The sequence below is a fragment of the Streptomyces sp. NPDC046379 genome, assembly GCF_055587785.1.
On the sequence record NZ_JBVJFP010000011.1, the window covers coordinates 48287 to 73546 of the forward strand.

Below are 25260 nucleotides of genomic sequence, written 5' to 3' on the forward strand. Positions count from 1 at the left end.
AAGTGGTCCGACCATTACGTCCGTTGGAGAGAGTTTTCCGGCTTGCGGGGTGTCGCCGGGCCCAAGTGGTCTGATAAGTATGCGGCAGTCGCCCCGTCGCCCACGAAAGGGCCAGCAGTGACCCCCACCCCCGCCCGCATCACCGCCCTCGACACCCACGACATCCGCTTCCCCACCTCCCGCGACCTCGACGGCTCCGACGCCATGAACCCGGACCCCGACTACTCGGCCGCCTACGCCGTCCTGCGCACCGACGCCGGAGACGGCCACGAGGGACACGGGTTCGCCTTCACCATCGGGCGGGGCAACGACGTCCAGGTAGCCGCGATCGACGCACTGCGCGGGCATGTCGTGGGACGGTCGGTCGACGAGCTGTGCGCCGACCCGGCCACCCTCAGCCGCGACCTGGTGGGCGACAGCCAGCTGCGCTGGCTCGGGCCCGAGAAGGGCGTGATGCACATGGCGATCGGCGCCGTCGTCAACGCCGTCTGGGACCTCGCCGCCAAACGCGCCGGCAAGCCGCTGTGGCGGTTCCTCGCGGACGCCGAGCCCGAGTGGATCGTCCGCCAGGTCGACTTCCGCTACCTCACGGACGCGCTCACCCCCGAGCAGGCGCTGGACCTCCTGCGCCGTGGCCGGGAGGGCGCCGGCGCGCGCGCCTGCGCCCTGCTGGAGCGCGGCTACCCCGCCTACACCACCTCCGCCGGCTGGCTCGGCTACGACGACGCCAAGCTCACCCGGCTCGCCACCGCCGCGGTGGCCGACGGCTTCCGGCTGATCAAGCTCAAGGTCGGCGCCGACCTGGCCGACGACGTCCGCCGCTGCCGCACCGCCCGCGCCGCCGTCGGCCCGGACGTCCGCCTGGCGATCGACGCCAACCAGCGCTGGGACGTCGACGAGGCGATCCGCTGGACCCGCGCCCTCGCCGAGTTCGACCCCTACTGGATCGAGGAGCCCACCAGCCCCGACGACATCCTCGGCCACGCCGCGATCCGCCGGGCCGTCGCCCCGGTGAAGGTCGCCAGCGGCGAACACGCCCAGAACCGGATCGTGGTCAAACAACTCCTCCAGGCCGGCGCGATCGACGTCCTGCAGCTCGACGCCGCCCGCGTCGGCGGCGTCAACGAGAACCTCGCCGTCCTGCTGCTCGCCGCCCGGTTCGGGGTGCCGGTCTGCCCGCACGCCGGCGGCGTCGGCCTGTGCGAACTCGTCCAGCACCTGGCGATGTTCGACTACGTGGCGGTCGCCGGCACCACCGAGGACCGCGCCATCGAGTACGTCGACCATCTGCACGACCACTTCCTCGACCCGGTGGTGATCCGCGAGGGTCACTACACGGCGCCCACCGCGCCCGGCTTCTCCGCCGCCATGCGGCCCGAGTCCGTCGCGCGGTACACCTATCCCGGCGGCGCGTACTGGGCCGCCGACCCCGACCGCGAGAAGGGGCGGACGGCATGAACGACTTCGAGGGCCTCACGGCCCTGGTGACCGGCGGCGCCAGCGGCATCGGCCGGGCCGCCGCGGAACTCCTGACCTCGCGCGGCGCCCGGGTGGCCGTACTGGACCTGGACCCGAAGCCGGTCGGCGAGCCGCTGCTCGCGTACCGGGCCGATGTGGCCGACGACGCCTCCGTGCGCCCGGCGGTCGCGGCGGCCGTCGCCGAACTCGGCGGCCTGGACGTCCTGGTGAACAACGCGGGCATCGGCGCGCAGGGCACCGTGGAGGACAACCCCGACGACGAGTGGCACCGCGTCTTCGACGTCAACGTCCTGGGCATGGTCCGCACGGCCCGCGCCTGCCTGCCCCACCTGCGCGGGTCCGAGCACGCCGCGATCGTCAACACCTGCTCCATCGCCGCCACCGCCGGGCTCCCGCAGCGCGCCCTCTACAGCGCCACCAAGGGGGCCGTGCAGTCCCTCACCCTCGCCATGGCCGCCGACCACCTGCGCGAGGGCGTCCGCGTGAACTGCGTCAATCCCGGCACCGCGGACACGCCGTGGGTCGCCCGGCTGCTGGACGCCGCCGACGACCCGGCCGCCGAACGCGCCGCGCTGGAGGCCCGGCAGCCCACCGGCCGTCTCGTCTCCGCCGCCGAGGTCGCGGGCGCCATCGCCTACCTGGCCAGCCCGCTGTCCGGCGCGACGACCGGCACCGCCCTCGCCGTCGACGGCGGCATGCAGGGCCTGCGACTGCGACCGGAGGGGGCACGATGAGCCTGCGCCACGACATGGGCCCGCTCGGCTTCGGCGGCGGCGGGATCGGCAACCTGTACGCCCCGCTCACCGACGAGCAGGCGCACGAGGCCGTCACCGCCGCCTGGCGGCAGGGCGTCCGCTACTTCGACACCGCGCCCCACTACGGCCTCGGCCTGTCCGAACGCCGCCTCGGCGCCGCCCTGCGCGCCCACCCGCGCGAGGCCTACACGCTCTCCACCAAGGTCGGCCGGCGCCTGGAACCCGTCGGCCGTCCCGACTCCGTCGGCGACGACCTGGCCAACGGCTTCGCCGTCCCCGCCACCCACCGCCGCGTCTGGGACTTCACCGCCGACGGCGTACGGCGCACCCTGGAGGCCGGCCTGGAGCGCCTGGGCCTCGACCGCGTCGACATCGTCTACCTGCACGACCCCGACGACCACCCCGAACAGGCCTTCCGCGAGGGCTACCCGGCACTGGAGCGGCTGCGCTCCGAGGGCGTCGTCGGCGCGATCGGCGCGGGCATGAACCAGGCGGAGATGCTCACCCGCTTCGTGCGCGAGACGGACGTCGACGTGGTGCTGTGCGCCGGCCGCTACACCCTCCTCGACCAGAGCGCGCTCACCGAACTGCTCCCCGCCGCCGAGGAGCGCGGCGTCGCCGTCGTCGTCGGCGGAGCGTTCAACTCCGGCCTGCTGGCCGATCCCAAGCCCGGGGCCACCTACAACTACGCCGCCGCGCCCCCCGAGTTGCTCGACCGCGCCCTGCGCCTGAAGTCCCTCGCCGAGCGCCACGGCACCACCCTGCGCGCCGCCGCCCTGGCTTTCTGCGCCGCCCACCCGGCGGTCGTGAGCGTCCTGGCCGGCGCCCGCAGCGCCGCCGAGGTGGACGACTGCGCCGAACAGTTCCGCACCCCCGTCCCGCCCGCCTTCTGGCAGGAGCTGCGCGACACCGGACTGCTCCCGCCCGACGCCCCCGTGCCCACCGGGGACCCGGCGTGACCGTCGACGCCCACCACCACGTCTGGGACCTCTCGGTACGCGACCAGGACTGGATCCGTGGACGCGGACTCGCCCCCTTACGGCGGAACTTCACCCTCGCCGACCTCGCCCCCGAGGCCGCCGCGGCCGGCGTCGACCGCACGGTGCTCGTCCAGACGGTCACCGTCCCGGAGGAGACCCCCGAACTCCTCGCCCTCGCCCATGAGCGCGACGAGCGGGAGGAACGGGAGGAACGGGAGGAACGGGAGGAACGGGAGGAACGGCACGGGCCGGCTGCCGGGCGCGGCCTGATCGCCGGCGTCGTCGGCTGGACCGACCTCACCCGCCCCGACGTCGCCGAAGAACTCGCCCGCCTCCGCGCCCTCCCCGGCGGACGCCGCCTCAAGGGCGTCCGCCACCAGGTGCAGGGCGAGGCCGACCCGGAGTGGCTGCTGCGCCCGGACGTGCGCCGCGGCCTCGCCGCCGTCGCGGACGCCGGACTCGTCTACGACCTCGTCGTGCTCCCGCACCAACTCCCCGCCTGCGCCGGGGCGGCCCGGGCCCTCCCCGGCCTGACCTTCGTCCTCGACCACGCGGGCAAACCGCCCGTCGCCTCGGGCTCCCTCGACCCCTGGGCCCGCGACCTGCGCACCCTCGCCGCCCTGCCCAACACCGTCTGCAAACTCTCCGGCCTGGTCACCGAGGCCGACCCCGCCTCCTGGACCGTCGAGGACCTGCGCCCGTACGCCGACACCGTCCTGGAGGCCTTCGGTCCCGGCCGGCTGATGTACGGCTCGGACTGGCCGGTGAGCACCCTGGCGGCGGACTACGGCGAAGTGCTCGCCGCGGCGCACGAGTTGACCGAGGGCCTGAGCGGGCCCGAGCGGACGGAGGTCTTCGAGGGCACCGCCGTCCGCGTCTACGGCCTCTGACCCGGACAGGCCGTCCCGCCTTCCCCGTGCGGGCGACTCGCCGGGAGAATGCCGGCGTAATGCGGCGAATGCGGATCGGCGGAAGGGGGGCGCTCGCGCTGCTCAACGGCGTCGGCCATCAGGACGGCCCGTTCGACGCCGGCCGGCCTTCCGCCGTCGACCGGCGCGGAGATCGCCGCGGCCGCCGGCCTGGACGAGCGGTACGTGCGCGAGTCGGCGGCGTCGTGGAGTACGAGCCGGAGCGGGGCGCGTACCGGCTCCCGCCCGGGCACGCCGCCTCGCTGACCACCGAGGCCGGCCCCGACGACCTCGCCGGGACGGCTGGGCGCCGTCCGGGGCGAGCAGACGGCCCTCCGGATGGTCGCGGAGGCCGGCTTCCGCGCCGTCGACGTCAAGACGGTCGAGGACGACCCGCTGAACGCCTACCACGTCGCGGCCAAGCGCTGACGACGCGCCTCACGCACCCCCGGCCGCCCTCGCCAGCCGCGTCGGGGGCAGGTATTCGCGCACGAACGTCCGCTCCCAGCACGCGCCCGTCTCCCGCAGCTCGCGCCAGGTCGTGTAGCGGTAGCGGAACAGCCGGGCGCGGACGAAGCGCGGCGGTTCGTCGGCAGGGAAGGGGGAGCGGCGCAGCAGCCTCAGCGTGTCGCGGTCGTTCTCCAGCAGCCGCTCCACCAGCGCGCCGAACCACGCTCCGGCGTAGGCGGGGGAGAGCGCCGCGAACCACATCAGCCAGTCGAGCCGCAGATGGTACGGGGCGAACTGGCGCGGCCAGCGCCGGGGATCGCCGGGCTTGCCCTTGAACTCGTACTCGCGCCAGTCGGAGTCCTCGCGCGCCACCGGGTCCGCCGTGCCCTCGATCACGATCTCGTACCGGACCCGGTTGACGCTGCCGAACGCGCCGTAGGTGTTGACCAGGTGCAGCGGGTCGAAGGAGCGGTTCATGACCTGGCGGCGGGAGACCATGTTCAGCACCGGCCGGTGGCTGAGGAACGCGATCAGCGTGGCCACGGCCAGGACCACGACGACGAACCAGAGCGGCGCGCCGGGCGCGGAGGGCGACTCGCCGGGGAAGCGGATCGCCGACAGGGCCAGCACGATGGTGATCCAGTTCAGCCAGGAGAAGTTCCCGGACAGCACCAGCCACAGTTGCGTGACGGCCATCAGCGCGGCGGCGGCCGACGCGATCGGTTGCGGGGCGAACAGCAGGAACGGCACCACGAGTTGCGTGACGTGGTTGGCGGCCACCTCCACCCGGTGCAGCGGCCTCGGCAGACGGTGGAAGAACCAGCTCAGCGGGCCCGGCATCGGCTGGGTCTCGTGGTGGAAGTCCAGACACGTCAGCTTCCGCCAGCACGCGTCGCCGCGCAGCTTGATCAGGCCCGCGCCGAACTCCACCCGGAACAGGATCCAGCGCAGCAGGAACAGCACCACGACCGGCGGCGCGACCTCGTCGTTGCCGAGGAACACGGCGAGGAAACCGACCTCCAGCAGCAGCGACTCCCAGCCGAACCCGTACCAGGTCTGGCCCACGTTGACGATCGACAGGTACAGCGCCCAGGGGACCAGCCACAGCAGCATCGCGCCCCACAGCGGCAGCAGAAAGTCCAGCCCCGCCAGCAGGGCCGCCGACACCGCGCACCCCGCCCAGGCGCAGCAGGCGAAGAAGCGGTCGGAGTAGTGCAGCCGGAACAGGCTCGGCGCCTGCCGGAACGACGTCCGCTCCACGAACCGCGGCACCGGCAGCATCCCGCGCTCGCCGATCAGCGCCCGGAACTGGAGGGCCGCCGTCAGGAACGCCACCAGGTACACGGCGGCCAGCGCCCGCTGGAAGACCAGCCGGCTCAGCCAGTAGTCGGATGCGGTGAACCAGTCCACGCCCGTGCGCTCCTCTCCTGCCCTCGTCACCGCGCGTCAGCGTCTCTTCCGTTTGCGTGACCCGAGCGAGTGAAGCAGACAATAGTGAACGAACTGCCCGGACGAGTCGGGAGAACACGGTGCACAGACCCACCGGAGCCTTCGGCGCGGCCTGCGCCCTCCTGACGACGCTGCTCGTCGCCGGGTGCGGCGTCGTCGGCCAGATCGCCCGGCCGGGGGACCAACGCGCCGCGCGGTACGACGCGCCGTCCGGCGCGGGACTCGTCCTCCTGCCGGCCGCGGCCCGCGGACCCGGCCCCTTCACGGACGCCACGGCCACCTCCCCGGCTACCCCGCCACCGCTCACCCGAACGCCCCCGGCCGCGCGCTCCCGTTCCGGCGCCGACCCCGCGGCAGCCCTCACGGGCGTACGCCGCCACTCCGGCGGCACGCCCGGCCTCTACGCCGGTCGCCGGCGGGCCGCCGACTGCGACGTCGACCGCCTGCCGACCGCGGACCCGGACAGGGCGCGCGCCTTCGCCGGGGCGGCCGGGATCGTGGAGGCGGCGATCCCGGCCCACCTGCGTGCGCTCACCCCGGTCGTGCTGCGCGCCGACACCCGCGTCACCGGGCACGGATACCGCGCCGGCCGGGCCGTGGCGTACCAGGCCGCCCTCCAGGCGGGCACCGCCGTGCTCGTCGACACGCGGGGCGTCCCGCGGGTGCGCTGCGCCTGCGGCAATCCGCTCGCGCCGCCGGTCCCGACGCGGAGCGCCGTCGGCGGTGCGGCCGGGACGTGGGCGGGGTACCGGCCGGAGCGGGTCGTCGTGGTGACGCCGGCGCCCCGGGCCGTCGGGACGTTCACGATCGTCGACATCGACGACGGCGCGTGGGTGGAGCGCGAGGTGGGGGCGGACGTGCGGCACGACCGGGTGATGCCGGGGCCGTACGGGGCGGAGCGCACGGACCGGGCGGCGAGCCCGAGCGTGGGCGCGAGCCCGGCCGAGGACCGGTCGGCGGCGAACGCCCCGGACCCGGCCTCGGAGTCCTCGGAGTCCTCGGAGTCCTCGGAGTCCTCGGACCCCGAGGAGCCGCCGGTGCTCGCCGACACCGCCTCGGGGTCGCCGCGGGAGCCGGGTGGTCCTGCCGATCCGTCCCGGGCGGCGGACGACGGGGCCGGGGTCCCGGAGCCCGCGGACGCCGCGGACGCCGTACCGAGGCCGGAGGCCGGGGCGGGCGACGCGGGACCCGCGACCGTACCGGACGCGCCCGACCCGCCCGACGGCGGCGGACTCGTCCCCGACGCCCCCGACGAGCCGGATGGCCCGGACGGCGACGGCGACGGCGGCGGCGATGGCGCCGGCGAGGCGGACGGCAGCATCTTCGGCAGCCCGACCGGCGTGTTCGCCGACTGACGCGCCGACCCGTGTCACCGAACCGGCACCGACGTCACCGACGTCACCGGTCAACGAGTACCGGTCCGGTCACCGGTCCGATCCGACCCGGTCGAATATCCGGGCAAATACTGGCAAGGTGGGCGCATGGTTGATCGGGGAGCGAGCGCCCAGTCACTCCCGGACGACTGGCCCGCCCACGCCGATCCGATTCTGGCGCTCAACCGCATGGGCAGCTTCGACTGGGATCTGGACGCCGGGCTGTTCCACATGGACGCCCAGGCGCACGAGATCTTCGATCTGCTGCCCGGCGAGTTCAACGGCCGGCCGGAGGGCCTGGCCGTCCGGGTGCCGCCGACCGAGAACCAGCGCCTGGACGCCATGGTCGCCCAGGCCATCAAGGACGGCAGCGAGAACTACGCCGCCTACTTCCGCGTCCGCCGCCGCGACGGCACCCTGCGCTGGACCCACACCCACGGCTACATCCGCCGCGACGCCTCGCGCCGGCCGACCAGGATCATCGGCATCGTCCGCGACGCCACCGAGGAACTGAGCGACCCGGCGACCCACGGCGTCATGGTCCCGGCCGACACCCGCCTCGACCGCACCGACGTCATCCAGGTCACCACCGCCGCCCTCGCGCACGCCCGCACCGTCCAGGACGTCATCGACGTGCTCAAGGACACCTACGGCGTCACCCACCTGGGCGCGACCAGCCTGGTCATGGGCCTGGTCGAGGCCGGACGGATCCGGCTGGTCGCCGAGGGGCCCGAGGGCAGCTTCGTGCCGGGCACCCTGGTCACCCGGATCGACGAGCCGTACCCGATGAGCGAGGTCGTCCGCACTCTCACCCCCCGGTTCATCGAGTCGCCGGAGGAGTTCGCCCGCGGCTACCCGATCCTGTGGCCGCACCTCACCGACCTGCGCGTCACCGCCGCCGCCTATCTGCCGCTCATCGTCCAGGCGCGGCCGATCGGCGCCATCGGCCTGCTCTACAACGACCGCAGCGGGTTCACGCCCGAGGAGCGCAACATCCTCGTCGCGCTCGGCAGCAGCATCGCGCAAAACCTCCAGCGGGCGATGTTCTACGAGCAGGAGAAGGACCTCGCCACCGGCCTCCAGCAGGCCATGCTCCCGCGCACCATCCCCAGCGTCCCCGGCGCCGACGTCGCCGTCCGCTACCGCTCGGCCTCCCTCGGCCGGGACATCGGCGGCGACTGGTACGACCTGATCCCGCTCCCCGGCGGGCGGGTCGGGGCCGTCATCGGAGACGTCCAGGGCCACGACACGCACGCCGCGGCCGTCATGGGCCAGCTGCGCATCGTGCTGCGCGCCTACGCCGCCGAGGGCCACACGCCCGCCGCGGTCATGGCCCGCGCCTCCGTCTTCCTGCACGAGCTGGACACCGACCGCTTCGCCACCTGCCTGTACGCGGAGGCCGACCTGGCCACGGGGGTGGTCCAGGCGGTGCGGGCCGGTCACATCGATCCGCTGATCCGCGACGACGCGGGTGACTGCCGCCGCGTCCCGGTCGCCGGCGGTCTGCCGCTCGGGCTGTCCGCCGAGTTCGGCAGTCTGGAGTACCCCGTCGCCACCCTCGAACTCGACCCCGGCGACACGCTCCTGCTCTGCACCGACGGCCTGGTCGAACAGCCCGGCACCGACCTGGACGACGGCTTCCGGGAACTCACCGCCCTCATGGCCTCCGGCCCCCGGGACGTCCGCCGGCTCGCCGACGTGCTCATCGGCATGGCCGACGAACGCGGCGGCGACGACGACGTGGCGCTGCTCCTGCTGCGCCGTCGCGGGCCGGACACCCCGCAGACCGGCGGACGCCTCCAGCAGCACGTCGCCCCCGGCGACCCGGAGGCGCTGCGCGAGGCCCGGCACATGATCCGTGCCGCGGCCCGCGCCTGGGGCGCGGCCGACCGCGCCGACGACGTCGAACTCGTCGCCGACGAGCTGATCACCAACGCCCTGATGCACACCGAGGGCGCCGCCATCCTGACCCTGCGGAACCTCACGGGGGGCGAACGCCGGCTGCGGGTGGAGGTGGAGGACTCCTCCAGCGCCCTGCCGCGCCGCCGGGAGGCGGGGGAGTCGGGGGTCTCGGGGCGCGGCCTGCTCCTGGTCGACCTGCTCGCGCAGGTGTGGGGCGTGGAGGCGCGCGGCGGCGGCAAGTGCGTGTGGTGCGAGTTCGCGGTGCCGGACGGAGACGGGGACGCGGACCGGGACGGGGACTGAGCCCGCGTGGCGGGGGCGGCGCGCAATGGCCACCCTGGACGTATGCCGGAACTTCCCGAGGTCGAAGCGCTGAAGGACTTCCTGACCGAGCACCTGGTCGGGCGGGAGATCGTCCGGGTGCTGCCGGTCGCCGTGAGCGTGCTCAAGACGTACGACCCGCCGCCGGCCGCCGTCGAGGGCCACGAGGTCGCGGAGGTGCGCCGGTACGGCAAGTTCCTCGACGTCGGGACCGCCGGCGGCCCGCATCTGGTGACCCATCTGGCCCGTGCGGGCTGGCTGCACTGGAAGGACCGTCTCCCCGACGGCCCGCCCCGCCCCGGCAAGGGCCCACTGGCGCTGCGCGTGGCCCTGGACACCGGCGCCGGCTTCGATCTCACCGAGGCCGGGCACCAGAAGCGGCTCGCGGTGTACGTCGTGCGGGACCCCCAGGAGGTGCCCGGCGTGGCCCGGCTCGGCCCCGACCCGCTCGCCGCCGACTTCGACGCGGCCCGCCTCGGCGCGCTGCTCGCCGGAGAACGCCGGCAGATCAAGGGCGCCCTGCGCGACCAGAGTTTGATCGCGGGCATCGGCAACGCCTACAGCGACGAGATCCTGCACGCGGCGCGGATGTCGCCGTTCAAGCCGACCGCCTCCCTCACGCCCGAGGACGTCGAGCGGCTCCACGCGGCGCTGCGCACCACCCTCGGCGAGGCCGTGGAGCGCTCGCGAGGGCTGGCCGCCGGGCGGCTGAAGGCGGAGAAGAAGAGCGGCCTGCGCGTCCACGGCCGCACCGGCGAGCCCTGCCCGGTGTGCGGCGACACCGTCCGCGAGGTGTCCTGCAGCGACTCCTCGCTGCAGTACTGCCCCACCTGCCAGACGGGCGGGAAACCGCTGGCGGACCGGCGGCTGTCCCGACTGCTGAAGTGACCGTCGGGGGGCGGTCCCGGGCGTTGAGGCGACCGCCCACGGGTCAGCCGTTCGGCGGGTGCCACTCGAACATGAGGATGGTCACGTCGTCCCTCAGCCGGCCGGGGTTGGCGTCGAGGATCCAGTGGATCAGCCGCCGCAGGATCTCCGGGGCGAGTTCGCCGGTGGCGCTGGCCCGGATGACGTAGTCGGCGAACCGTTCCAGTCCGAACAGACTGCCGTCGCGGGTGCGCGCCTCGGTGACCCCGTCGGTGTACATCAGCACCCGGTCGCCGGGCTGCAGGGCGATCTCGTGGACCTGCCGGGACCGTCCGGCCAGCAGCGCCGGCAGGCCCATCGGCGGGTCGGCGTCCCGTTCCATGGCGTCCACCAGCAGCCGGTGGTCCCGGATCAGCAGGGGCGCCGGATGTCCGCAGTTGCACCACCGCAGCAGGCCGTCGGTGAGGTCGAGCCGGGCGACGACGCCGGTGCAGAACCCGTCCGGCAGCCAGGACGACAGCGCGTCGTCCACGCACTTCACCAGCTCGGGCAGCTCGGTGCCCACACGCCGGGCGTTGCGGCACGCGGCCATCGCCACCGAGGTCGTCAGCCCCGAGGCCAGGTCGTGCCCCATGGCGTCGAAGACGCAGGCGTGCAGGGCCGTATCGGTCAGCGAGTGGTCGAAGGCGTCGCCGCCGAGGTCGTAGGCGGGCTCCAGCACGGCCGTGGAGACGACGTGCGCCGTGCCGATGGTGCGCGGCGGCAGGAAGGCCCGCAGCATCTCGGCGGGCAGGCGCATGGGCTCGGTGCGGGTGCGCCGCACGAACGTGTCCTTGTACGCCCGCTTCGAGGTGATCATCATCGCCAGCAGGGTGGCGAGGCTGCGGCTGCGGCGCAGGATGACGGGCGTGAGCGCCGGGGTGTGCACGGCCAGTACGCCGAGCCGTTCCACGCCGTCCAGCAGCGGAAGCCACACGGTCAGGCCGGTGGTCTCCGACTCCTCCACGCGCAGCGACTGGGTCCGGTAGCACCAGCCGGCCAGCGAGCCGTCGACGGCCAGCGGGACGGCCGCCTCGCTCAGCGGCACCAGCACGCGCTGCTGGACGTCCACCAGATGGACAACGCAGTGCGGGAGACCGAGCGCCCTGGAGCAGCGGGCGACCGCGGTGTTCAGGTCCAGCGCGGCGTTGCCCGGGTCGGCCAGGAAGTCCTCCAGCAGCCCGTCGCCGGTCTCCGCAGCCGTCACCTGATCTCCCCTCGCCGGCGCCGGTTCGGCCCACGGGCAGTCTCACACCGGCCCCGGCGCCCCGCCCGCCGGGAGGGGCGGCCGGGTCAACCGCGCCGGCGTCGGCGCGCGGGGCGGCCCCCGCCGTGCCCGCGTCCGAGTGGGGCGGGAAGCGGTCGGACGCGGGTCTAGCGCGGATCGAGGGCCACGAGTCGTTCCCCCGTCGCCGTGCGCACCTCCCAGCGGTCGATCTGCGCCGGGCGCAGGGCCGCGCCGCCGTGTGTGGTGCGGAGGCGGGCGTCGTGGCGGGGGGCGGTCCAGGTGGTGACGGTCTGTTCCGAGCCGTCGCGGCCCACGGCGACCAGATGGCAGACGCGGGGGCCGGCCGCGTCGCGCACGTCCAGCCGCACCCGGCTGCCCCACGCCTGGTCCTCGGCCGTGACCCGGGCCCACACCCCGGAGCGCTCGTCGGTCGCGGAGATCCGGTGGGCGCGGCCGCCGCCCTGCGCCATCACCGCGACGGCCGGGACGGCGACGGCCAGGACGGCCGACGCGGCCACCGCGCACAGCAGTCGCCGGCGTCCCGCCCGCCGTCGCGCCGCGACCTCGCCGAGCAGCCGGTCCAGCAGCCGGGGCCCGGGGCCCGCCACGGGGTGCACGACCCGCGGCGTCGCCCGCCGGTAGAGCATCAACTGCCGTGCGGCGAAGCGGAGTTCCGAAAGCTGCACGGCACAGCCGGGACACCCGGTCAGGTGGTCCTCGAAACGGAAGGCGTCCGCCTCGTCCAGCACGCCGAGCGTGTACGCGCCGACGTCGCGATGCCTCTCCAGGGACCTCATGCCGCATCCTCGTGCCGTGGGTGGGAGTCACTTCGTTCATCCACCCGTACGCACCGCCACGCGGAATCACTCACGCCGTATTCCGCTCGCGACCCGAACGATTCGGCGCGGCCCCAGTGGAGGACCGGCCGGCGACGGGGATTCCCCGCGGCCGTCCGAGCGGTCCGGCGGAGGACCGGCACGACACCCGGCGCCGGGTCAGAACAGATGGATCGCCAGATGCCCCAGGGGCAGGCCGAGCTGCCACGCGGGCGTCCACACCTTCGGCCCGTCCTCCTCGCCGATCACCGCACCGCCGCCCGGCACCGCGTTCAGGTCGGGCGCGAGCAGTTCGGTCTCCCGCAGCCAGCGCCAGGCCGCCTCCGCCAGCTCCAGGTCCGGCGCCGGGCCGCCCGACTCGGCGGCCCGCTGCGCGAACCGGGCCATGCGCTCGCCCACCCAGTCCTGCCACGGCTGGTCGTACGCCGTCAGCGCCAGCCAGGTCTCCAGCTGGGAGACGACCTCGATGCCGGGCCCGCCCCCGGTGTCGGCCAGGAAGACCGTCAGCGCCAGCGCGTCGCGCCCGGCGCGGAACTCGAAGGACGTCGGCGGCATCAGATCGCCGCTGCGCAGCAGCTCGTCGGCGATGTACTCGGCGTACAACCAGGCCATCGGGACGGTCAGTTCACCGCCGTCGGCCCCCTCCGTGCTCTGCTCACCTCTGTGCTGCATCCCTTCCTGCCTTCCTCCGGTGCGTGGCGCGTGGCCCGACCCCGGGTCCTGGTCCGGAACACGGATGAGGACAGCCGATTACCCCATGGGGGTCATCGGCAAGGCACTTTACGGAGGCTTGACCCGGCTGTCGGTTTCACCGCAGGTCGGCCGCGTAGCCCGGAAGCACCCGGCGCAGGGCGCGCAGCGCGTAGTACGCGCGGGACTTCACGGTACCGGGCGGAATGCCCAGGGCCTGGGCGGCCTCCGCCACGCTCGCCCCCTGGAAGTACATGAGCATCAGGACTTCACGGTGTTCGGGAGTGAGAGTCTTCACAGCCTCGCGCACGTCGACGGTGGCCGCCGACCGTTCGGCGTGGTCCGCGCACACCCGCGCGTTCTCCAGGATCGCGTCGCCGACCTCCGGCGGGCGCGCCTGCCGGGCCCGCCGTGCGTCGATCGCGAGCCGCCGCCCCACGGTCAGCAGCCAGGGGCGTACGGAGTCGAACGCGTCGGCGCGCAGCGCCTCGGGATGCTGCCAGGCGCGTACCAGGGTCTCCTGCACAAGGTCCTCCGCCCGCTGCCGGTCGCCGTCGCACAGACGCAGCAGCAGGGCGAAGAGCGGTCGCCCGTGCTCGCGCTGCAGCGCGGCGAGCTCGTGTTCGGCGGTCGTCCCGTTGGTCATGGTGGTTCCGGCCGTCATGGCCGTATGTCACCCCAGGGAGCCGTATCCGGACAGAGCGCGCACACGGTGCTGCGACGGACGGTCGAAACCGTCGATGAACGGTTCGATGAACGGTTCCGGGCCGCCGCCCGCGCACACCGGACGGGTTAAAGGGGCCCCTGGGGCAGTTTGGCCACGGCTCCAACTTCGTACCTATTTGTGCGTAAATACGACTGCATTGGGGTGAGCTGATGTTCGTATCCATCGCACGCAGACGGCAGGCGGCCCTCGCACTCACGGCCCTGCTCGCCGCGGCCGCCGCCTGCCAGGCCCGGAGCGAGGAACCGCCCGCCGCGCGGGGCCGTCCCGCCCCCGCCCCGTCCGCCGAGGCCTCCGCCGAGGCGCGCGGGTTCACCCTGGTCGCCTCCGGAGACGTCCTCCCGCACACCTCGGTCATCGAGCAGGCGGCCTTCGACGCCGGCGGCCGGGGCCACGACTTCGGGCCGATGCTCTCCGGCATCCGGCCGGTCGTCTCCCGCGCCGACCTCGCCCTGTGCCACATGGAGACCGTCTACGGCGAGGCGGGCCACTACACCGGCTACCCCCTGTTCAAGTCCCCGCCCGAGGTCGCCCTGGCGCTCGCCGAGACCGGCTACGACGGCTGCTCCACCGCCTCCAACCACAGCCTCGACGACGGCGCCGACGGCATCCGCCGCACCCTGGACGCCCTCGACCGGGCCGGCGTGCGGCACGCGGGGTCGGCGCGCACCCCGGCCGAGGCGCACACCCCGACGATCATCCCGGCCGGCCCGGCGCGCGTCGCCCACCTCGCCTACACCTACGACACCAACGGCCACCCCCTCCCCGCCGACCGGCCCTGGGCCGTCAACCTGATCGACGGGACCCGGATCGTCGCCGACGCCCGCGCGGCCCGGCAGGCGGGCGCCGACGTGGTGGTCGTCTCCCTGCACTGGGGAACCGAGTGGCAGGACGAGCCGGACGAGCGGCAGCTCTCCCTCGCCCGGTCGCTCACCGCCGCCGCCACCCGGGGCCGGCCGGACATCGATCTCATCGTCGGCACCCACGCCCACGTCCCGCAGGCGTACGAGAAGGTCAACGGCACCTGGGTGATCTACGGGATGGGCGACCAGATCGCCGGCGAGATGACCAACCACCAGCGGCTGCCCGACCCGCGCGGCAACCAGTCCACCGTCGGCCGCTTCACCTTCGCCCCGCCCGCCCGGCCCGGCGAACGGTGGCGGGTGACCCGGGCCGAGTTCGTGCCGCAGTGGTTCGACGTCGACGCCGGCCGCGTGGTGAACCTCAACTCCGCGCTCGCCGAGGGCGCCGACCTCACCGCCGTGCGCGACCGCATCCGGCGGGTGGTCCTCAGCCGGGGCGCGGCCGAGGACGGGCTGGTCATGGGGCGATGACAACCGCGCCGGGCCCTCCCGGCCGACGGGCGAGGCATGGGCCGCACGGGTGCTTTCGCACCGCCGCCCCGGTGTCGTTGTGGTGCGTCGGGTCCGCGGTGGGCGACTGATGAGTCATGACGAAGGACCAGTTGCCGACGCGGCGCCGTGCCCTGCTCCTCGGCGCCGGCGCCCTGGGCGCGGCCGGGACGTGCGGGCTGCTCGGCCTGGGCACGGGCGGCGGGCAGGCCCCCGCCCCGGCCGCCGGGCCCCCGGCGCGCCGCCCGCTCAAGCCCTCCGCCCACCGACTCCAGCCCCTGGCCGGATACGGTCCGCCCGCCGCCGCCCCCACCCGCACCCTGGTACGCCGCGCGCCGCTGCTGCGGGTGTCCGGCGCGGGCCGCACCATCGTGCTGACCTTCGACGACGGCCCCGACCCCCGCTACACCCCCGACGTCCTGCGCACCCTGCGCGCCTACGACGTGCGCGCCATGTTCTTCGTGTGCGGGGAGATGGCCGCCGCCCGCAAGGACCTGATCGCCGAGATGGCGGACGACGGCCACGTCGTCGGCAACCACACATGGTCCCACCCCCTGCTCATCCGGCTCGGCCGCGGCCGGATCCGCTCCGAGATGGAGCGCACCAGCGACGTCGTCGAGGATGCCTGCGGAGAGCGCCCCCGCTGGTTCCGCGCGCCCTACGGGGCCTGGAACCGGGCGGCCTTCCAGCTCGGCGCCGAACTGGGCATGGAACCCCTCGCCTGGACGGTCGACACCCTCGACTGGACCGAGCCCGGCGCGCGCACCATCGCCGAACGGGTGGAGAACGGCGCCGCCCCCGGAGTGGTGGTGCTCTCGCACGACGCCGGAGGCGACCGCTCACAGAGCGTACGGGCGCTGCGCGACTATCTGCCGCGCCTGCTGGACGACGGCTACCGCGTCACCGTGCCCCGTCGGCACCGGCCGTGAGCGTCCGCACGGCCCGCGCCCGCCCGGCCGGGGCCCGCTCAGCGGACCTCGACCAGGCGGGCGAAGACGACCACATTGCCGTCGTAGCCGTTCTGCTGGGAGAAACCGCCGCCGCAGGTGATGACCCGCAATTCGGCGGCACCCTTGGAACCGTAGACCCGGTCCCCGGGGAAATTGTTCTTCTCGAACACCTCGACGCCGTAGATCTCGAAAACCGTCGTCTTCCCGTCCTGCCGGGTGATCTCCACCAGGTTTCCCCGCTTGAGCGCGCCCAGACCGTAGAAGACCGCCGGGCCGCGCTGGTTGTCGACATGGCCGACCACCACCGCGGTGCCCTTTTCACCGGGCGCCACCGCGCCGGTGAACCAGCCCGCCAGATTCGGGTCCTCCGGCGGCGGCGCGTCCACCCAGCCCTCGGCGTCCAGGCCCACCGGCATCATCGGCGCGTCGACCTGGATGGCGGGAATCCTGACCCGGTCGGGCACCGAGTACGGCAGCGGCTGCGGGGCGTTGAGGAAGGTGTCCGGGGTGGTGCGGGCGTCCGCGGCGGCGGCCGGGGCGGGCTGCGGCGGCCCGACGTCGAACTCGCCCGAACCATTCCGAATGAGCGCGAGACCGGTCAGCAGAACAAGCGCTATCACGCCCCACGGGGCGCGCCTCCTCCGCCGCTCCTCCTCTTCGGCCAGCTCGGCAACAGACATTCGGCAATCCCCTCTCGACGCGGCCGTCGCCACGTCATTCGCGCATGACAGAACGCTAAGCGCAGTGCCGGGAACCGGCGACGGGGGCGGAGACGAACGGGTGGCCGCTGCGGCCTTCGGGTGCGCCATCCGAGTTGCCGCGCACAGAAATTTCCTGACGGTCCGTGACCTGCGACAATATCCGATTGTGTGCTTTTCGCCCGGCGTGTTGTCTCACCAGGACGGACCATTCCCGACATGCGGGCGCGTCCCGGGCGATCGAGGGTCGTTGCGGGAGACGCTTTCTCGCCGATCGACCGGGGACGGGTCCCGGGGCGTCTTCCGCGGAGGATGACATGCGCAACTCTCGTGCCCTGGCGGTCTCTGCCGCCGCGGTCGCCGCCCTCGGGCTCGCCGCCCCGGCGGCCGTCGCGTGGGACACACCGAGCAACATCGTCGCCCTGCCCAGCGTCATCGCCCGCGGCGGCCAGCTGACGGTCACCGTCGACGGCTGCCCCAAGGGCGGCACCATGACGTCCGGCGCGTTCTCGACCGCCACCCTGACGCCGATCCACGGAGCCAACGAGACCGCGAAGGGCACCGCCACCATCCACAGCAACGCCCGTCCGGGCTCGTACGACATCACCGTCAACTGCTCCGGCCGCACGCTGACCCGCCCGGCCGCGTTCACCGTCATCGGCGGCGTCCGCGGCGGTCTCGGCGGCAGCAGCTCCACCGGGGCGACGCCGACCGACATGGCGATCGGCGGCGGCCTGGTGGCGGCGGCGGTCGTCGGCGGCGGGCTGTTCTGGATGCGCCGGCGCTCGGAGCGGCACACGCTCTGAGGCCGCGGCTGTCTTCCCTTCGCACGTCGACATCGCACGCACGCTTCGACCTCGCACGCCGCACAGGCCTTCGCCCCGGACCCCGTGAGGGCCGTCCGGGGCGAAGGCCTGTGCGGGGCGCCGGGGTTCGAGGTGTCAGGAGCCGGCGTCCCCGCCGGCCCCCGGGGAGGGGCGTTCAGCCCCCGGCCCCGGGGAAGAGCGTGAGGAACGGGTCGGCCGTGGCCGTGATGCCGCGGCTGTACGGCGCGTCGAAGTCCCAGATCAGAAAGAGGATGAACGCGATCAGCGCGGAGAACAGCGCGGCGAGGATCAGCTCGCGCGGGGTGCGCCGGATCTGGAGCGCCAGGATCATCCCGATCGTGATCACGGCCCCGATCACCAGCCCGAACCACACCACGCCCGGCATGGTCGGTCCGGTGGCGTTGGCCCGGCCGGTGCGCGCCTGGTCGGCGGCGGCCACCTGGTCGACCAGCGGCTGGTATGCCTGGGCCTCGAAGTCCGTCCTCGGCTCGTAGTCCGTGACGCCGGCGCGGATGCGGTCCAGCAGTTCGGCGCCGCGCTCGGTGACCTCGCCCTTGTCGGCCATCGCCTTCCACTCGTCGGTCACGACGTGTCCGACATAGGTGTTGACGTCCTCCCTGATGCGGTTGCGCACGTCGGCCGGGTAGACGCGGACCCGCTCGGAGATCTCGTGCAGCGCCTGGGCCTCGGCCTGCACATGGTCCTGGGCGACGTTGCGGGCCTCCCAGACGCCCGCGATGGCCAGGCCCAGCACGATGGCGTAGATGACGCCGATCCACATCGTCATGTACTCGATGACGTCGGGCGTCTCCGAGGGGTCCTCGTCGTCGGAGGCCGAGCGGTGCCGCAGCAGGGTGATGACCACCACCAGGGTGCAGGCGGCAACCATCGCGAGGGTGAGAACAAGCCATTCCGGCAACGGGATCCTCCGGGGATCTGGGGCCGGCCGTCAGCGCGGCCGCAGTGCGGCGACGGCGACCAGCGCGGGCACGGTGATCAGCAGGACGTGGGTGAGGGGGGAGTGGCCGCGGCCGCGGGTGCGGGTGCGCGGGGCCGTGCGGTACTCCGGGTAGCTCACGGGGGACGCCGAGGGGCGGGGGGTCGGCGAGGGCGACGGGGACGGCGCCGGGGCGGGCGGTGGCGTCGGTTCGGGGCGCGGTGCCGGCGTCGGCCGGGGGGTCGTGGAGGGCGTGGGGGCCGGTGGCGGGGGTGGTGCCGGGCGGGCCGCGGGCGGCGGGGGCGGTGCGGGGGCCGGCGTCGGCCTCGGCGGCGGGGGCGGTGGGGCCGGCGGGGGAGACGGAGACGGGGTGGGGGTCGGCTCGGGGGGAGTCGGGGTGGGGGTCGGGGTAGGGGTGGGCGTCGGTGTGGGCGTCGGGGGCGGAGTGGGGTGGGGGCAGCCCGGAGGGGGCGGCCAGGTGCGGCTCCCCGCGACGGACACCGCCTCGGTGCCGTCCGGTCCGGTCGAGGCGTGGGCGCACGCGTCGGCCACCGCGACGCCGGCCGGGGCGCCGGCGAGCGCCCAGGCGAGCGCCAGGAGGGCCAACAGCCTTGTGGGCAAAGGCGAATGGGTCGGTCGGCAACCATGCACGATGCCGAGCATGGGCCGTCACGGGTCAGGCCGTGGGCGGGCCGCGGTGGATTGGTCCGAACGAGGGAAACGCCGCTCTCGGGGTTGCCAGGGAGAACTCGGTGTTGTCAGGGAGAGCGCGGGGTCGTCGGGGAGAGGGCGGGACCGTGCGGGAGAAGAAAAAACCGACGCGGTTGAACACGCCGGCCGCCCCCGCCCGTACCCCTGGTCGTGCGACGGCCCAGCAGGGCGCCGCGACACCTTGCGATGATCGGGGAGTTGAGATGAAGACCTCCTGGCGGAGCGCCTCTGTCGTGGCGAGCGCCGCGGCAGTGCTGGCGCTGACGACGGCGTGCGGTCAGGACAGCGCCGACGGGCCGGCCGGCCAGAACGTCGGCGCCACGGCGCCGGCCGGCGGATACGGCGGCACGGGCATCGGCGCGGGCGCCGCGCCCGGAGAGCAGAACGCGGCCGCCCAGGCCGCCCCCGCGGGCGAGCTGGCCGTCGCGGCCGACCCGCAACTCGGCGAGCTGCTGACCGACGCCGGCGGACGCACCCTCTACCGGTTCGACGAGGACACCGCCGAGCCGCCCAGGTCCACCTGCGACGGCGACTGCGCCACCGCCTGGCCGCCGGTCCCCGCGGACGACGCCTCCGCCGGCGAGGGCGTCGACCAATCGCTGCTCGGCGAGGTCACCCGGTCCGACGGCACCAAGCAGCTCACCGTCGGCGGCTGGCCGGCGTACCGCTTCGCCGAGGACGTCGACCCGGGCGACACCAAGGGTCAAGGGGTCAACGGCACCTGGCACGCGCTCGCGCCCGACGGCAAGAAGGCCAGGCTCGCCGACCTGCCGGGGCTGTCCACCCGCGAGGACCCGAAGCTCGGCGAGATCGTGGTCGACCGAGACGGCAACACCGTCTACCGCTTCCTCGAGGACGAGGCCTGGCCGAAGCCCGTCTCGGCGTGCACCGGGGCATGCCTGGACAAGTGGCCGGTCGTCGCGCCGGTCGAGGCGGCCGACACCAAGGGCGTGGAGAAGAAGGGACTGATGAGCTTCACCCGGCCCGACGGCGTCAGACAGCAGACGATCGACTGCTGGCCCATCTACACCTTCGCCGGGGACGAGAAGCCCGGCGACACCAACGGCCAGGGTGTGGGCGGCACCTGGTTCGCCGTGGCGCCCGACGGAAAACCGGTCGGCGCGCCCGCGAAAGGTCGGTAGCCACCCCGCCGGAACGGCTCCCCGGCCGGCCTCTCCCCGTGCGCCTCCCCCCGCGGCCCGCCCCTGCGCTCCCCTCGCAGGAGGCGGGCCGTTTTTGTCGGAATGCACCAGCACGATCCGGAACTCTCGGGCAACTCCCCGGGGCACATGCGCCTCGCTCCCCGCCGCGCGACGATTCGGTACGAGCCACAGGCAGTGACCGGGAACGGACGGTCAATTTCCGTTTCGGCTCGCTCCTTTGGCGGACGATCAGTAGCCTCTGCTCGAACACCGGATCGCCTACGCCTTGGAGAAGTAGATGGAGCGTCCCGCCTGGGCCCCCCGGAGCATCGACATCTCGGTGCCGAGCGTTTCACGCATCTACGACTACTACCTGGGCGGTTCGCACAACTTCGAGGTCGACCGGGAGGCGGCCCGCAAGGCCATGGAGTTCATGCCGGGACTCCCCAAGATCATGCAGGCGAACCGTGCCTTCATGCGCCGCGCCGTGCGGTTCGCGGTCGGCGAGGGCGTCACGCAGTTCCTCGACATAGGCTCCGGCATACCCACCTTCGGCAACGTCCACGAGGTGGCCCAGGCCGCCCATCCCGGCGCCCGCGTGGTCTACGTCGACCACGACCCGGTCGCCGTCGCGCACAGCCAGGCGGTCCTGGAGGGCAACGCCGACGCCGACGTGCTCGCCGGCGATCTGCGCAAGCCCCAGGAGATCCTGTCGAGTCCCACCGTGGAGCGGCTGCTGGACCTCGACCGGCCGGTCGCCCTGCTGCTGGTCGCGGTCCTCCACTTCGTCGAGGACGCGGACGACCCCTACGGCGCGGTCGCGCAGTTGAGGGACGCGCTGCCGCGCGGCAGCATGCTGGTGCTCACGCACGCCGCCTACGACGGCATCCCGCTGCCGCCCGAGCGGGCGGGCGGCACCGTCGACGTGTACAAGAACATCCGCAACCCGCTGATCATGCGCTCGCGCGACGAGATCGCGCGGTTCTTCGAGGGGTACGACATGGTGGAACCGGGACTGGTGCCGCTGGCCGCCTGGCGGCCGGAGACGGCGCCCGAGGACGAGGACCCCTACGCGTTCTCCGGTTTCGCGGGTGTGGGGCGTACGGCGTGAGCGCGGAACCGGACGGGCCGGAGGACAGACTGCGCCGGTTCGCGACGATCTGGAGCCGGGCCGTGTACCCGGTGACGGCCTCGTCGCTGACCCGGCGCGAGTTCGAGGAGCAACTGCTGCCGCTCGCGCGGCGGCTGAGCGTGGCCCTGCGCGCCCGCGGCTTCGACGCGGCGGCCGGCCGTGAGGTCGGTGCCGCGCTGGTCGAGGCGCACTGCACCGACCCGGAGGCGCTCAGCCGCAGCCTGGACTGCGTCGACGCCTACCTGGTGCTCTACTGCGGCGGCAGCGGTCCCCAGGAGGACCTGCGGGCCCGCTCCTCCCGCCTCCAGCACGCCATGGCCGCCGGGTACGCCCAGGCGCTGCGCGAACGCACCCTCGCCGAGCAGGAGTCCATCGCCCAGGCCGCGCTGCGCGCCCAGGGCGTGGTGGCACAGGCCCTGCACAGCAGCGAGGCCCGCTTCCGCGCGGTGTTCGAGGGCGCGGCGATAGGCATCGGCATCGCCGACCTGGACGGCAACGTCCTGGAGGCCAACGACGCCCTGATGCGCATGTTCGGCGGCACCGAGCACAACGTCCGCGGCCGCAACGTCCGCGAGTGGACGCACGCCGAGGACGCGCCGCAGGTGTGGCGGCTGTACGAGGAACTGGTGCGCGGCGAACGCGACCACTACCACGTGGAGAAGGCCTACTACCGGCCCGACGGCACCGCCCTGTGGACCAACCTCACCGTCTCCCTGCTGCGCGACGCCGACGGCAACCCGCAGTACCAGCTGGCCCTGATGGAGGACACCACCGAGCGGCGGCTGCTCAATCTGCGGCTGCGCTACGAGGCCACCCACGACGCGCTGACCGGCCTGCCCAACCGCACGCTGTTCTCCGAGCGGCTGGAGAAGGTCCTCGCCGCGGGCGACGGCCGGCGGTTCGGGCTGTGCTACCTCGACCTGGACGGCTTCAAGACGATCAACGACAGCCTCGGCCACGCGGCCGGCGACCGGCTGCTCGTGGAGGTCGCCGACCGGCTCCAGGCCTGTGCCACCGCTCCCGGCGAGATGGTCGCCCGGCTCGGCGGCGACGAGTTCGTGGCGCTGACCACCGGCCCCGACTCCCGGCGCGAGGTGGAGGAGCTGGCCGCGCGGATCATGAACGCCCTGCTCGCCCCGATCAGCGTCGACGGCCGGGAGCTGACCGTGCGCGGCAGCATCGGCATCGTCGAGGGCGCCGCCGGCGAGCGCACCGCGGCCGAGGTGCTGCGCAGCGCCGACATCACCATGTACCGGGCCAAGTCGGCGGGCGGCAACCGCTACGAGACGGCCGACGCCGAGGCCGACGCCCGCGCCATCACCCGGCACGGGCTGACCACGGCGCTGCCGACCGCCCTGGAACGCGGCGAGTTCTTCATCGAGTACCAGCCGCTCGTCCACCTCGGCGACGGCAGCGTGCGCGGCGCGGAGGCGCTGGTGCGCTGGCTGCATCCGCAGCACGGCGTCCTCGGGCCCGACCGGTTCATCCCGCTCGCCGAGCACACCGGGCTGATCGTGCCGCTGGGCCGCTGGGTGCTGGAGCAGTCCGTGCGCCAGGCCAAGGCGTGGCGGGAGCGGCACGCCGGCCCGCTGCGGATCAACGTGAACCTCTCGCCGTGCCAGCTCACCCACCCCGGTCTGGTCCAGGACACCGTCGACATCCTGGACGCCGAGGGCGTCACGCCGGACGCGCTGTGCCTGGAGGTCACCGAGTCGGCCCTCATCGGCGCCGACGACGACCTGCTCAAACCGCTGCGCCGACTCGCCGAGATGGGCGTCGACATCGCCCTGGACGACTTCGGCACCGGCTACTCCAACCTCGCCAACCTGCGCCGCCTGCCGGTGAGCGTCCTCAAGCTGGACCGCTCCTTCACCCAGGGCATGCAGCAGTTTCCGGCGGACCCGGTGGACCTCAAGATCGTCGAGGGGATCGTCTCCCTCGCCCACAGCCTGGACCTCACGGTGACGGTCGAGGGCGTGGAGACGGGCGCCCAGGCCGAGCAACTGCGCCTCCTGGGCTGTGACACGGCCCAGGGCTGGTACTACGCCCGCCCGGGCCCCCCGGACCGGCTGCACCAGCTGGCGATGGCGGACACGCGGGCGTAGCGCGGTCCGCCCCGGGGCCGCGCCACCGACGCGCCGGGCCTTGCAGTGCGCGCCGGGGGTGCGCCGAGGCGCCGTCGGTCGTCGAGGCGCCCTCCGACGTCCGTGCCCCCGCCGACGCGCCGTCGGCCGCCGTGACGCGGGGCGACGGGAGTGTGCCGGGCGCCGTCCGTGGCGGGGCGCCCGCCGACGTGCCGGGCGTGCCGCCGTGCCGCGCACGGACTTGCCGTGTGTCGCCCGATGCGCCGTCGGCCGCCGTGACGCGGGGCGACGGGAGTGTGCCGGGCGCCGACCGTGGCGGGGCGCCCGCCGACGTGCCGGGCGTGCCGCGCACCGACGACTCGCCGGTGCTGCCGATGTGCGCCGCGCCCGACGACATGCCGGGCGCCGAGGCGCCGTACGCCGGACCACGGCGCCGTACGCCGGACCACGGCGCCGTACGCCGGACCACGGCGCCGTACGCCGGGCGACGCGCCGTGCGCCGGCCCGGCGCAGGAACGGCGGCGCCGGCCCCGTCACCGCTCCAGCAGCATCCGCTGCAGCTCCCGCGCCGCCCGCGGCGGCGCCACGTCGCTGCGGTGCGCCAGCGCGATGGTGCGATGCAGCCCCGGCCGCGCCAGCGGGGTGACCCGCAGCCCCCGCCCCGAGCGCGCCGCCACCATGCGCGGCACCACCGCCAGGCCCAGCCCCGCCCGCACGAACCCCAGCACCGCGTCCATCTCGCCCCCCTCCACCGCCAAGTCCGGCTCGAACCCCTCCGCCCGGCACGCCGCCACGGTCAGCTCCCGCAGGTCGTAGCCGTGCCGGAACATCACCAGCCGCTCGCCCTCCAGATCGGCGATCCGCACCGTGCGCCGGCCCCGGCCCGGCCGCGGCGTCTCCGGCGACGACACCACCACCAGGTCCTCGCGCAGCAGCTCCACCGTGGTCAGCGCCGGCGACGGCGTCGGCAGCGGCAGCACGACCAGGGCCAGATCCAGCGCGCCGCGCGCCAGGTGCCGTACGAGATCGTGCGAGCCGCCCTCCTCGATCATCAGCCGGATGCCCGGATAACGGTCGTGGAAGGCGCGCAGGACGTCCGGCAGCAGACCGGTGCACAGGCTGGGCGTCGCCCCGAGCCGCACCCGGCCGCGCCGCAGCTGCGCCAGCTCCTGCACCTCGTGCCGGGCCGTGTCCGCGTCGGCGAGGATGCGCCGGGCCAGCGGCAGCAGCGCCTCCCCGGCGTCGGTGAGGGTGATGTTGCCGCGGGCCCGCAGGAAGAGGTCCGCGCCCAGCTCCCGCTCCAGCGCCCTGATCTGCTGCGAGAGCGACGGCTGCGCGACGTGGACGAGTTCCGCGGCACGGGTGAAGTGCCGGGTCTCGGCGACCGCGACGAAGTACTGGAGCTGCTGGAACTGCACCCTCGCAT

At 74.2% G+C, this 25260-nt stretch carries 23 protein-coding genes; 14 read left to right on the forward strand and 9 right to left on the reverse strand.

The annotated features are described in order from the left end of the window. Positions 1-117: 117 nt before the first annotated feature. The 5 genes from ACZ6KF_RS20050 to ACZ6KF_RS20070 all read left to right on the forward strand — a co-directional run bounded on the left by ACZ6KF_RS20050 (position 118) and on the right by ACZ6KF_RS20070 (position 4389). Positions 118-1458, forward strand: a complete 1341-nt coding sequence (locus tag ACZ6KF_RS20050) for an enolase C-terminal domain-like protein (protein ID WP_469239472.1) — start codon at positions 118-120, stop codon at positions 1456-1458. Continuing rightward, positions 1455-2213 (forward strand): SDR family NAD(P)-dependent oxidoreductase, encoded by a 759-nt coding sequence (locus ACZ6KF_RS20055; RefSeq protein WP_469239474.1) that lies wholly within the window; start codon positions 1455-1457, stop codon positions 2211-2213. Before ACZ6KF_RS20050 ends, ACZ6KF_RS20055 begins: the two co-directional genes overlap by 4 nt. After that, positions 2210-3193: an aldo/keto reductase gene (locus ACZ6KF_RS20060; protein WP_356629100.1), complete on the forward strand. Its 984-nt coding sequence runs from the start codon at positions 2210-2212 to the stop codon at positions 3191-3193. The genes ACZ6KF_RS20055 and ACZ6KF_RS20060 overlap by 4 nt, the downstream gene beginning before the upstream one ends. Beyond that, the gene (locus ACZ6KF_RS20065; RefSeq protein ID WP_469239476.1) at positions 3190-4104 is read left to right on the forward strand and encodes an amidohydrolase family protein; all 915 of its coding nucleotides are present in this window, start codon (positions 3190-3192) and stop codon (positions 4102-4104) included. Before ACZ6KF_RS20060 ends, ACZ6KF_RS20065 begins: the two co-directional genes overlap by 4 nt. 171 nt (positions 4105-4275) lie before the next feature. Beyond that, positions 4276-4389, forward strand: coding sequence for a hypothetical protein (locus ACZ6KF_RS20070; protein ID WP_469239616.1), 114 nt, complete (start codon positions 4276-4278; stop codon positions 4387-4389). 171 nt (positions 4390-4560) lie between these two features. Here the strand turns inward: ACZ6KF_RS20070 and ACZ6KF_RS20075 are convergent, their stop codons facing one another. Continuing rightward, a complete protein-coding gene (locus ACZ6KF_RS20075) occupies positions 4561-5982 on the reverse strand; it encodes a lipase maturation factor family protein (RefSeq protein WP_469239618.1) in 1422 nt (473 codons plus the stop codon). 119 nt (positions 5983-6101) lie between these two features. Between ACZ6KF_RS20075 and ACZ6KF_RS20080 the strand changes: the two genes are divergently transcribed. The 3 genes from ACZ6KF_RS20080 (at position 6102) to ACZ6KF_RS20090 (ending at position 10505) form a co-directional block, all read left to right on the forward strand. Continuing rightward, entirely contained in the window at positions 6102-7376 is a 1275-nt protein-coding gene (locus tag ACZ6KF_RS20080; protein WP_469239478.1) for a DUF6777 domain-containing protein, read from the forward strand. A gap of 126 nt (positions 7377-7502) precedes the next feature. Continuing rightward, complete coding sequence (locus tag ACZ6KF_RS20085; protein ID WP_469157882.1) at positions 7503-9599, forward strand: SpoIIE family protein phosphatase; 2097 nt, start codon at positions 7503-7505, stop codon at positions 9597-9599. A gap of 42 nt (positions 9600-9641) precedes the next feature. Continuing rightward, positions 9642-10505 (forward strand): Fpg/Nei family DNA glycosylase, encoded by an 864-nt coding sequence (locus ACZ6KF_RS20090; protein WP_469239479.1) that lies wholly within the window; start codon positions 9642-9644, stop codon positions 10503-10505. 43 nt (positions 10506-10548) lie between these two features. On the opposite strand, the gene ACZ6KF_RS20095 is transcribed toward ACZ6KF_RS20090, so the two are convergent. The 4 genes from ACZ6KF_RS20095 to ACZ6KF_RS20110 form a co-directional block, all read right to left on the reverse strand. Beyond that, entirely contained in the window at positions 10549-11730 is a 1182-nt protein-coding gene (locus ACZ6KF_RS20095) for a PP2C family protein-serine/threonine phosphatase (protein ID WP_469239481.1), read from the reverse strand. A 167-nt stretch (positions 11731-11897) separates the two neighbouring features. Continuing rightward, on the reverse strand, positions 11898-12548 hold the full coding sequence (locus ACZ6KF_RS20100) for a zf-HC2 domain-containing protein (RefSeq protein WP_469239483.1): 651 nt from the start codon (positions 12546-12548) through the stop codon (positions 11898-11900). A gap of 198 nt (positions 12549-12746) precedes the next feature. Further along, positions 12747-13259, reverse strand: coding sequence for a hypothetical protein (locus ACZ6KF_RS20105; protein WP_356629085.1), 513 nt, complete (start codon positions 13257-13259; stop codon positions 12747-12749). Between the two features lie 136 nt (positions 13260-13395). Then, entirely contained in the window at positions 13396-13941 is a 546-nt protein-coding gene (locus ACZ6KF_RS20110; protein WP_356629083.1) for a sigma-70 family RNA polymerase sigma factor, read from the reverse strand. 212 nt (positions 13942-14153) lie between these two features. On the opposite strand from ACZ6KF_RS20110, the gene ACZ6KF_RS20115 reads away from it, so the two are divergent. After that, positions 14154-15335, forward strand: a complete 1182-nt coding sequence (locus ACZ6KF_RS20115) for a CapA family protein (RefSeq protein WP_356629081.1) — start codon at positions 14154-14156, stop codon at positions 15333-15335. Positions 15336-15451: 116 nt separating this feature from the next. Then, a complete protein-coding gene (locus ACZ6KF_RS20120; protein WP_469157878.1) occupies positions 15452-16282 on the forward strand; it encodes a polysaccharide deacetylase family protein in 831 nt (276 codons plus the stop codon). Positions 16283-16320: 38 nt separating this feature from the next. Here ACZ6KF_RS20120 and ACZ6KF_RS20125 read toward each other — a convergent pair whose 3' ends face one another. Next, a complete protein-coding gene (locus ACZ6KF_RS20125; RefSeq protein WP_469157877.1) occupies positions 16321-16983 on the reverse strand; it encodes a class F sortase in 663 nt (220 codons plus the stop codon). A 335-nt stretch (positions 16984-17318) separates the two neighbouring features. On the opposite strand from ACZ6KF_RS20125, the gene ACZ6KF_RS20130 reads away from it, so the two are divergent. Further along, entirely contained in the window at positions 17319-17807 is a 489-nt protein-coding gene (locus ACZ6KF_RS20130; protein ID WP_356629075.1) for a hypothetical protein, read from the forward strand. Positions 17808-17982: 175 nt separating this feature from the next. Here ACZ6KF_RS20130 and ACZ6KF_RS20135 read toward each other — a convergent pair whose 3' ends face one another. Both ACZ6KF_RS20135 and ACZ6KF_RS20140 read right to left on the reverse strand, forming a co-directional pair. Continuing rightward, a complete protein-coding gene (locus tag ACZ6KF_RS20135) occupies positions 17983-18747 on the reverse strand; it encodes a bestrophin-like domain (protein WP_356629073.1) in 765 nt (254 codons plus the stop codon). A 30-nt stretch (positions 18748-18777) separates the two neighbouring features. Next, entirely contained in the window at positions 18778-18906 is a 129-nt protein-coding gene (locus ACZ6KF_RS20140; protein ID WP_356629071.1) for a hypothetical protein, read from the reverse strand. A gap of 773 nt (positions 18907-19679) precedes the next feature. On the opposite strand from ACZ6KF_RS20140, the gene ACZ6KF_RS20145 reads away from it, so the two are divergent. The 3 genes from ACZ6KF_RS20145 (at position 19680) to ACZ6KF_RS20155 (ending at position 23855) form a co-directional block, all read left to right on the forward strand. Beyond that, positions 19680-20618, forward strand: a complete 939-nt coding sequence (locus tag ACZ6KF_RS20145) for an SCO0930 family lipoprotein (RefSeq protein WP_469239485.1) — start codon at positions 19680-19682, stop codon at positions 20616-20618. Between the two features lie 298 nt (positions 20619-20916). Beyond that, positions 20917-21729 carry an SAM-dependent methyltransferase gene (locus tag ACZ6KF_RS20150; RefSeq protein ID WP_469239486.1) on the forward strand — a complete coding sequence of 271 codons (813 nt, stop codon included), beginning with the start codon at positions 20917-20919 and terminating at the stop codon, positions 21727-21729. After that, positions 21726-23855: a putative bifunctional diguanylate cyclase/phosphodiesterase gene (locus ACZ6KF_RS20155; RefSeq protein ID WP_356629065.1), complete on the forward strand. Its 2130-nt coding sequence runs from the start codon at positions 21726-21728 to the stop codon at positions 23853-23855. Before ACZ6KF_RS20150 ends, ACZ6KF_RS20155 begins: the two co-directional genes overlap by 4 nt. 512 nt (positions 23856-24367) lie before the next feature. Here the strand turns inward: ACZ6KF_RS20155 and ACZ6KF_RS20160 are convergent. Next, on the reverse strand, positions 24368-25252 hold the full coding sequence (locus ACZ6KF_RS20160) for a LysR family transcriptional regulator (RefSeq protein WP_469239488.1): 885 nt from the start codon (positions 25250-25252) through the stop codon (positions 24368-24370). Positions 25253-25260: the final 8 nt, after the last annotated feature.

Bases quoted from the DNA above. Each gene is read 5' to 3' on its own strand.
- ACZ6KF_RS20060 (WP_356629100.1), top strand. From the start codon at position 2,210: ATGAGCCTGCGCCACGACATGGGCCCGCTCGGCTTCGGCGGCGGCGGG.
- ACZ6KF_RS20145 (WP_469239485.1), top strand. From the start codon at position 19,680: ATGAAGACCTCCTGGCGGAGCGCCTCTGTCGTGGCGAGCGCCGCGGCA.
- ACZ6KF_RS20150 (WP_469239486.1), top strand. From the start codon at position 20,917: ATGGAGCGTCCCGCCTGGGCCCCCCGGAGCATCGACATCTCGGTGCCG.
- ACZ6KF_RS20090 (WP_469239479.1), top strand. From the start codon at position 9,642: ATGCCGGAACTTCCCGAGGTCGAAGCGCTGAAGGACTTCCTGACCGAG.
- ACZ6KF_RS20125 (WP_469157877.1), bottom strand. From the start codon at position 16,983: ATGTCTGTTGCCGAGCTGGCCGAAGAGGAGGAGCGGCGGAGGAGGCGC.
- ACZ6KF_RS20085 (WP_469157882.1), top strand. From the start codon at position 7,503: ATGGTTGATCGGGGAGCGAGCGCCCAGTCACTCCCGGACGACTGGCCC.
- ACZ6KF_RS20120 (WP_469157878.1), top strand. From the start codon at position 15,452: ATGACGAAGGACCAGTTGCCGACGCGGCGCCGTGCCCTGCTCCTCGGC.
- ACZ6KF_RS20130 (WP_356629075.1), top strand. From the start codon at position 17,319: ATGCGCAACTCTCGTGCCCTGGCGGTCTCTGCCGCCGCGGTCGCCGCC.
- ACZ6KF_RS20105 (WP_356629085.1), bottom strand. From the start codon at position 13,259: ATGCAGCACAGAGGTGAGCAGAGCACGGAGGGGGCCGACGGCGGTGAA.
- ACZ6KF_RS20100 (WP_469239483.1), bottom strand. From the start codon at position 12,548: ATGAGGTCCCTGGAGAGGCATCGCGACGTCGGCGCGTACACGCTCGGC.
- ACZ6KF_RS20115 (WP_356629081.1), top strand. From the start codon at position 14,154: ATGTTCGTATCCATCGCACGCAGACGGCAGGCGGCCCTCGCACTCACG.
- ACZ6KF_RS20110 (WP_356629083.1), bottom strand. From the start codon at position 13,941: ATGACGGCCGGAACCACCATGACCAACGGGACGACCGCCGAACACGAG.
- ACZ6KF_RS20055 (WP_469239474.1), top strand. From the start codon at position 1,455: ATGAACGACTTCGAGGGCCTCACGGCCCTGGTGACCGGCGGCGCCAGC.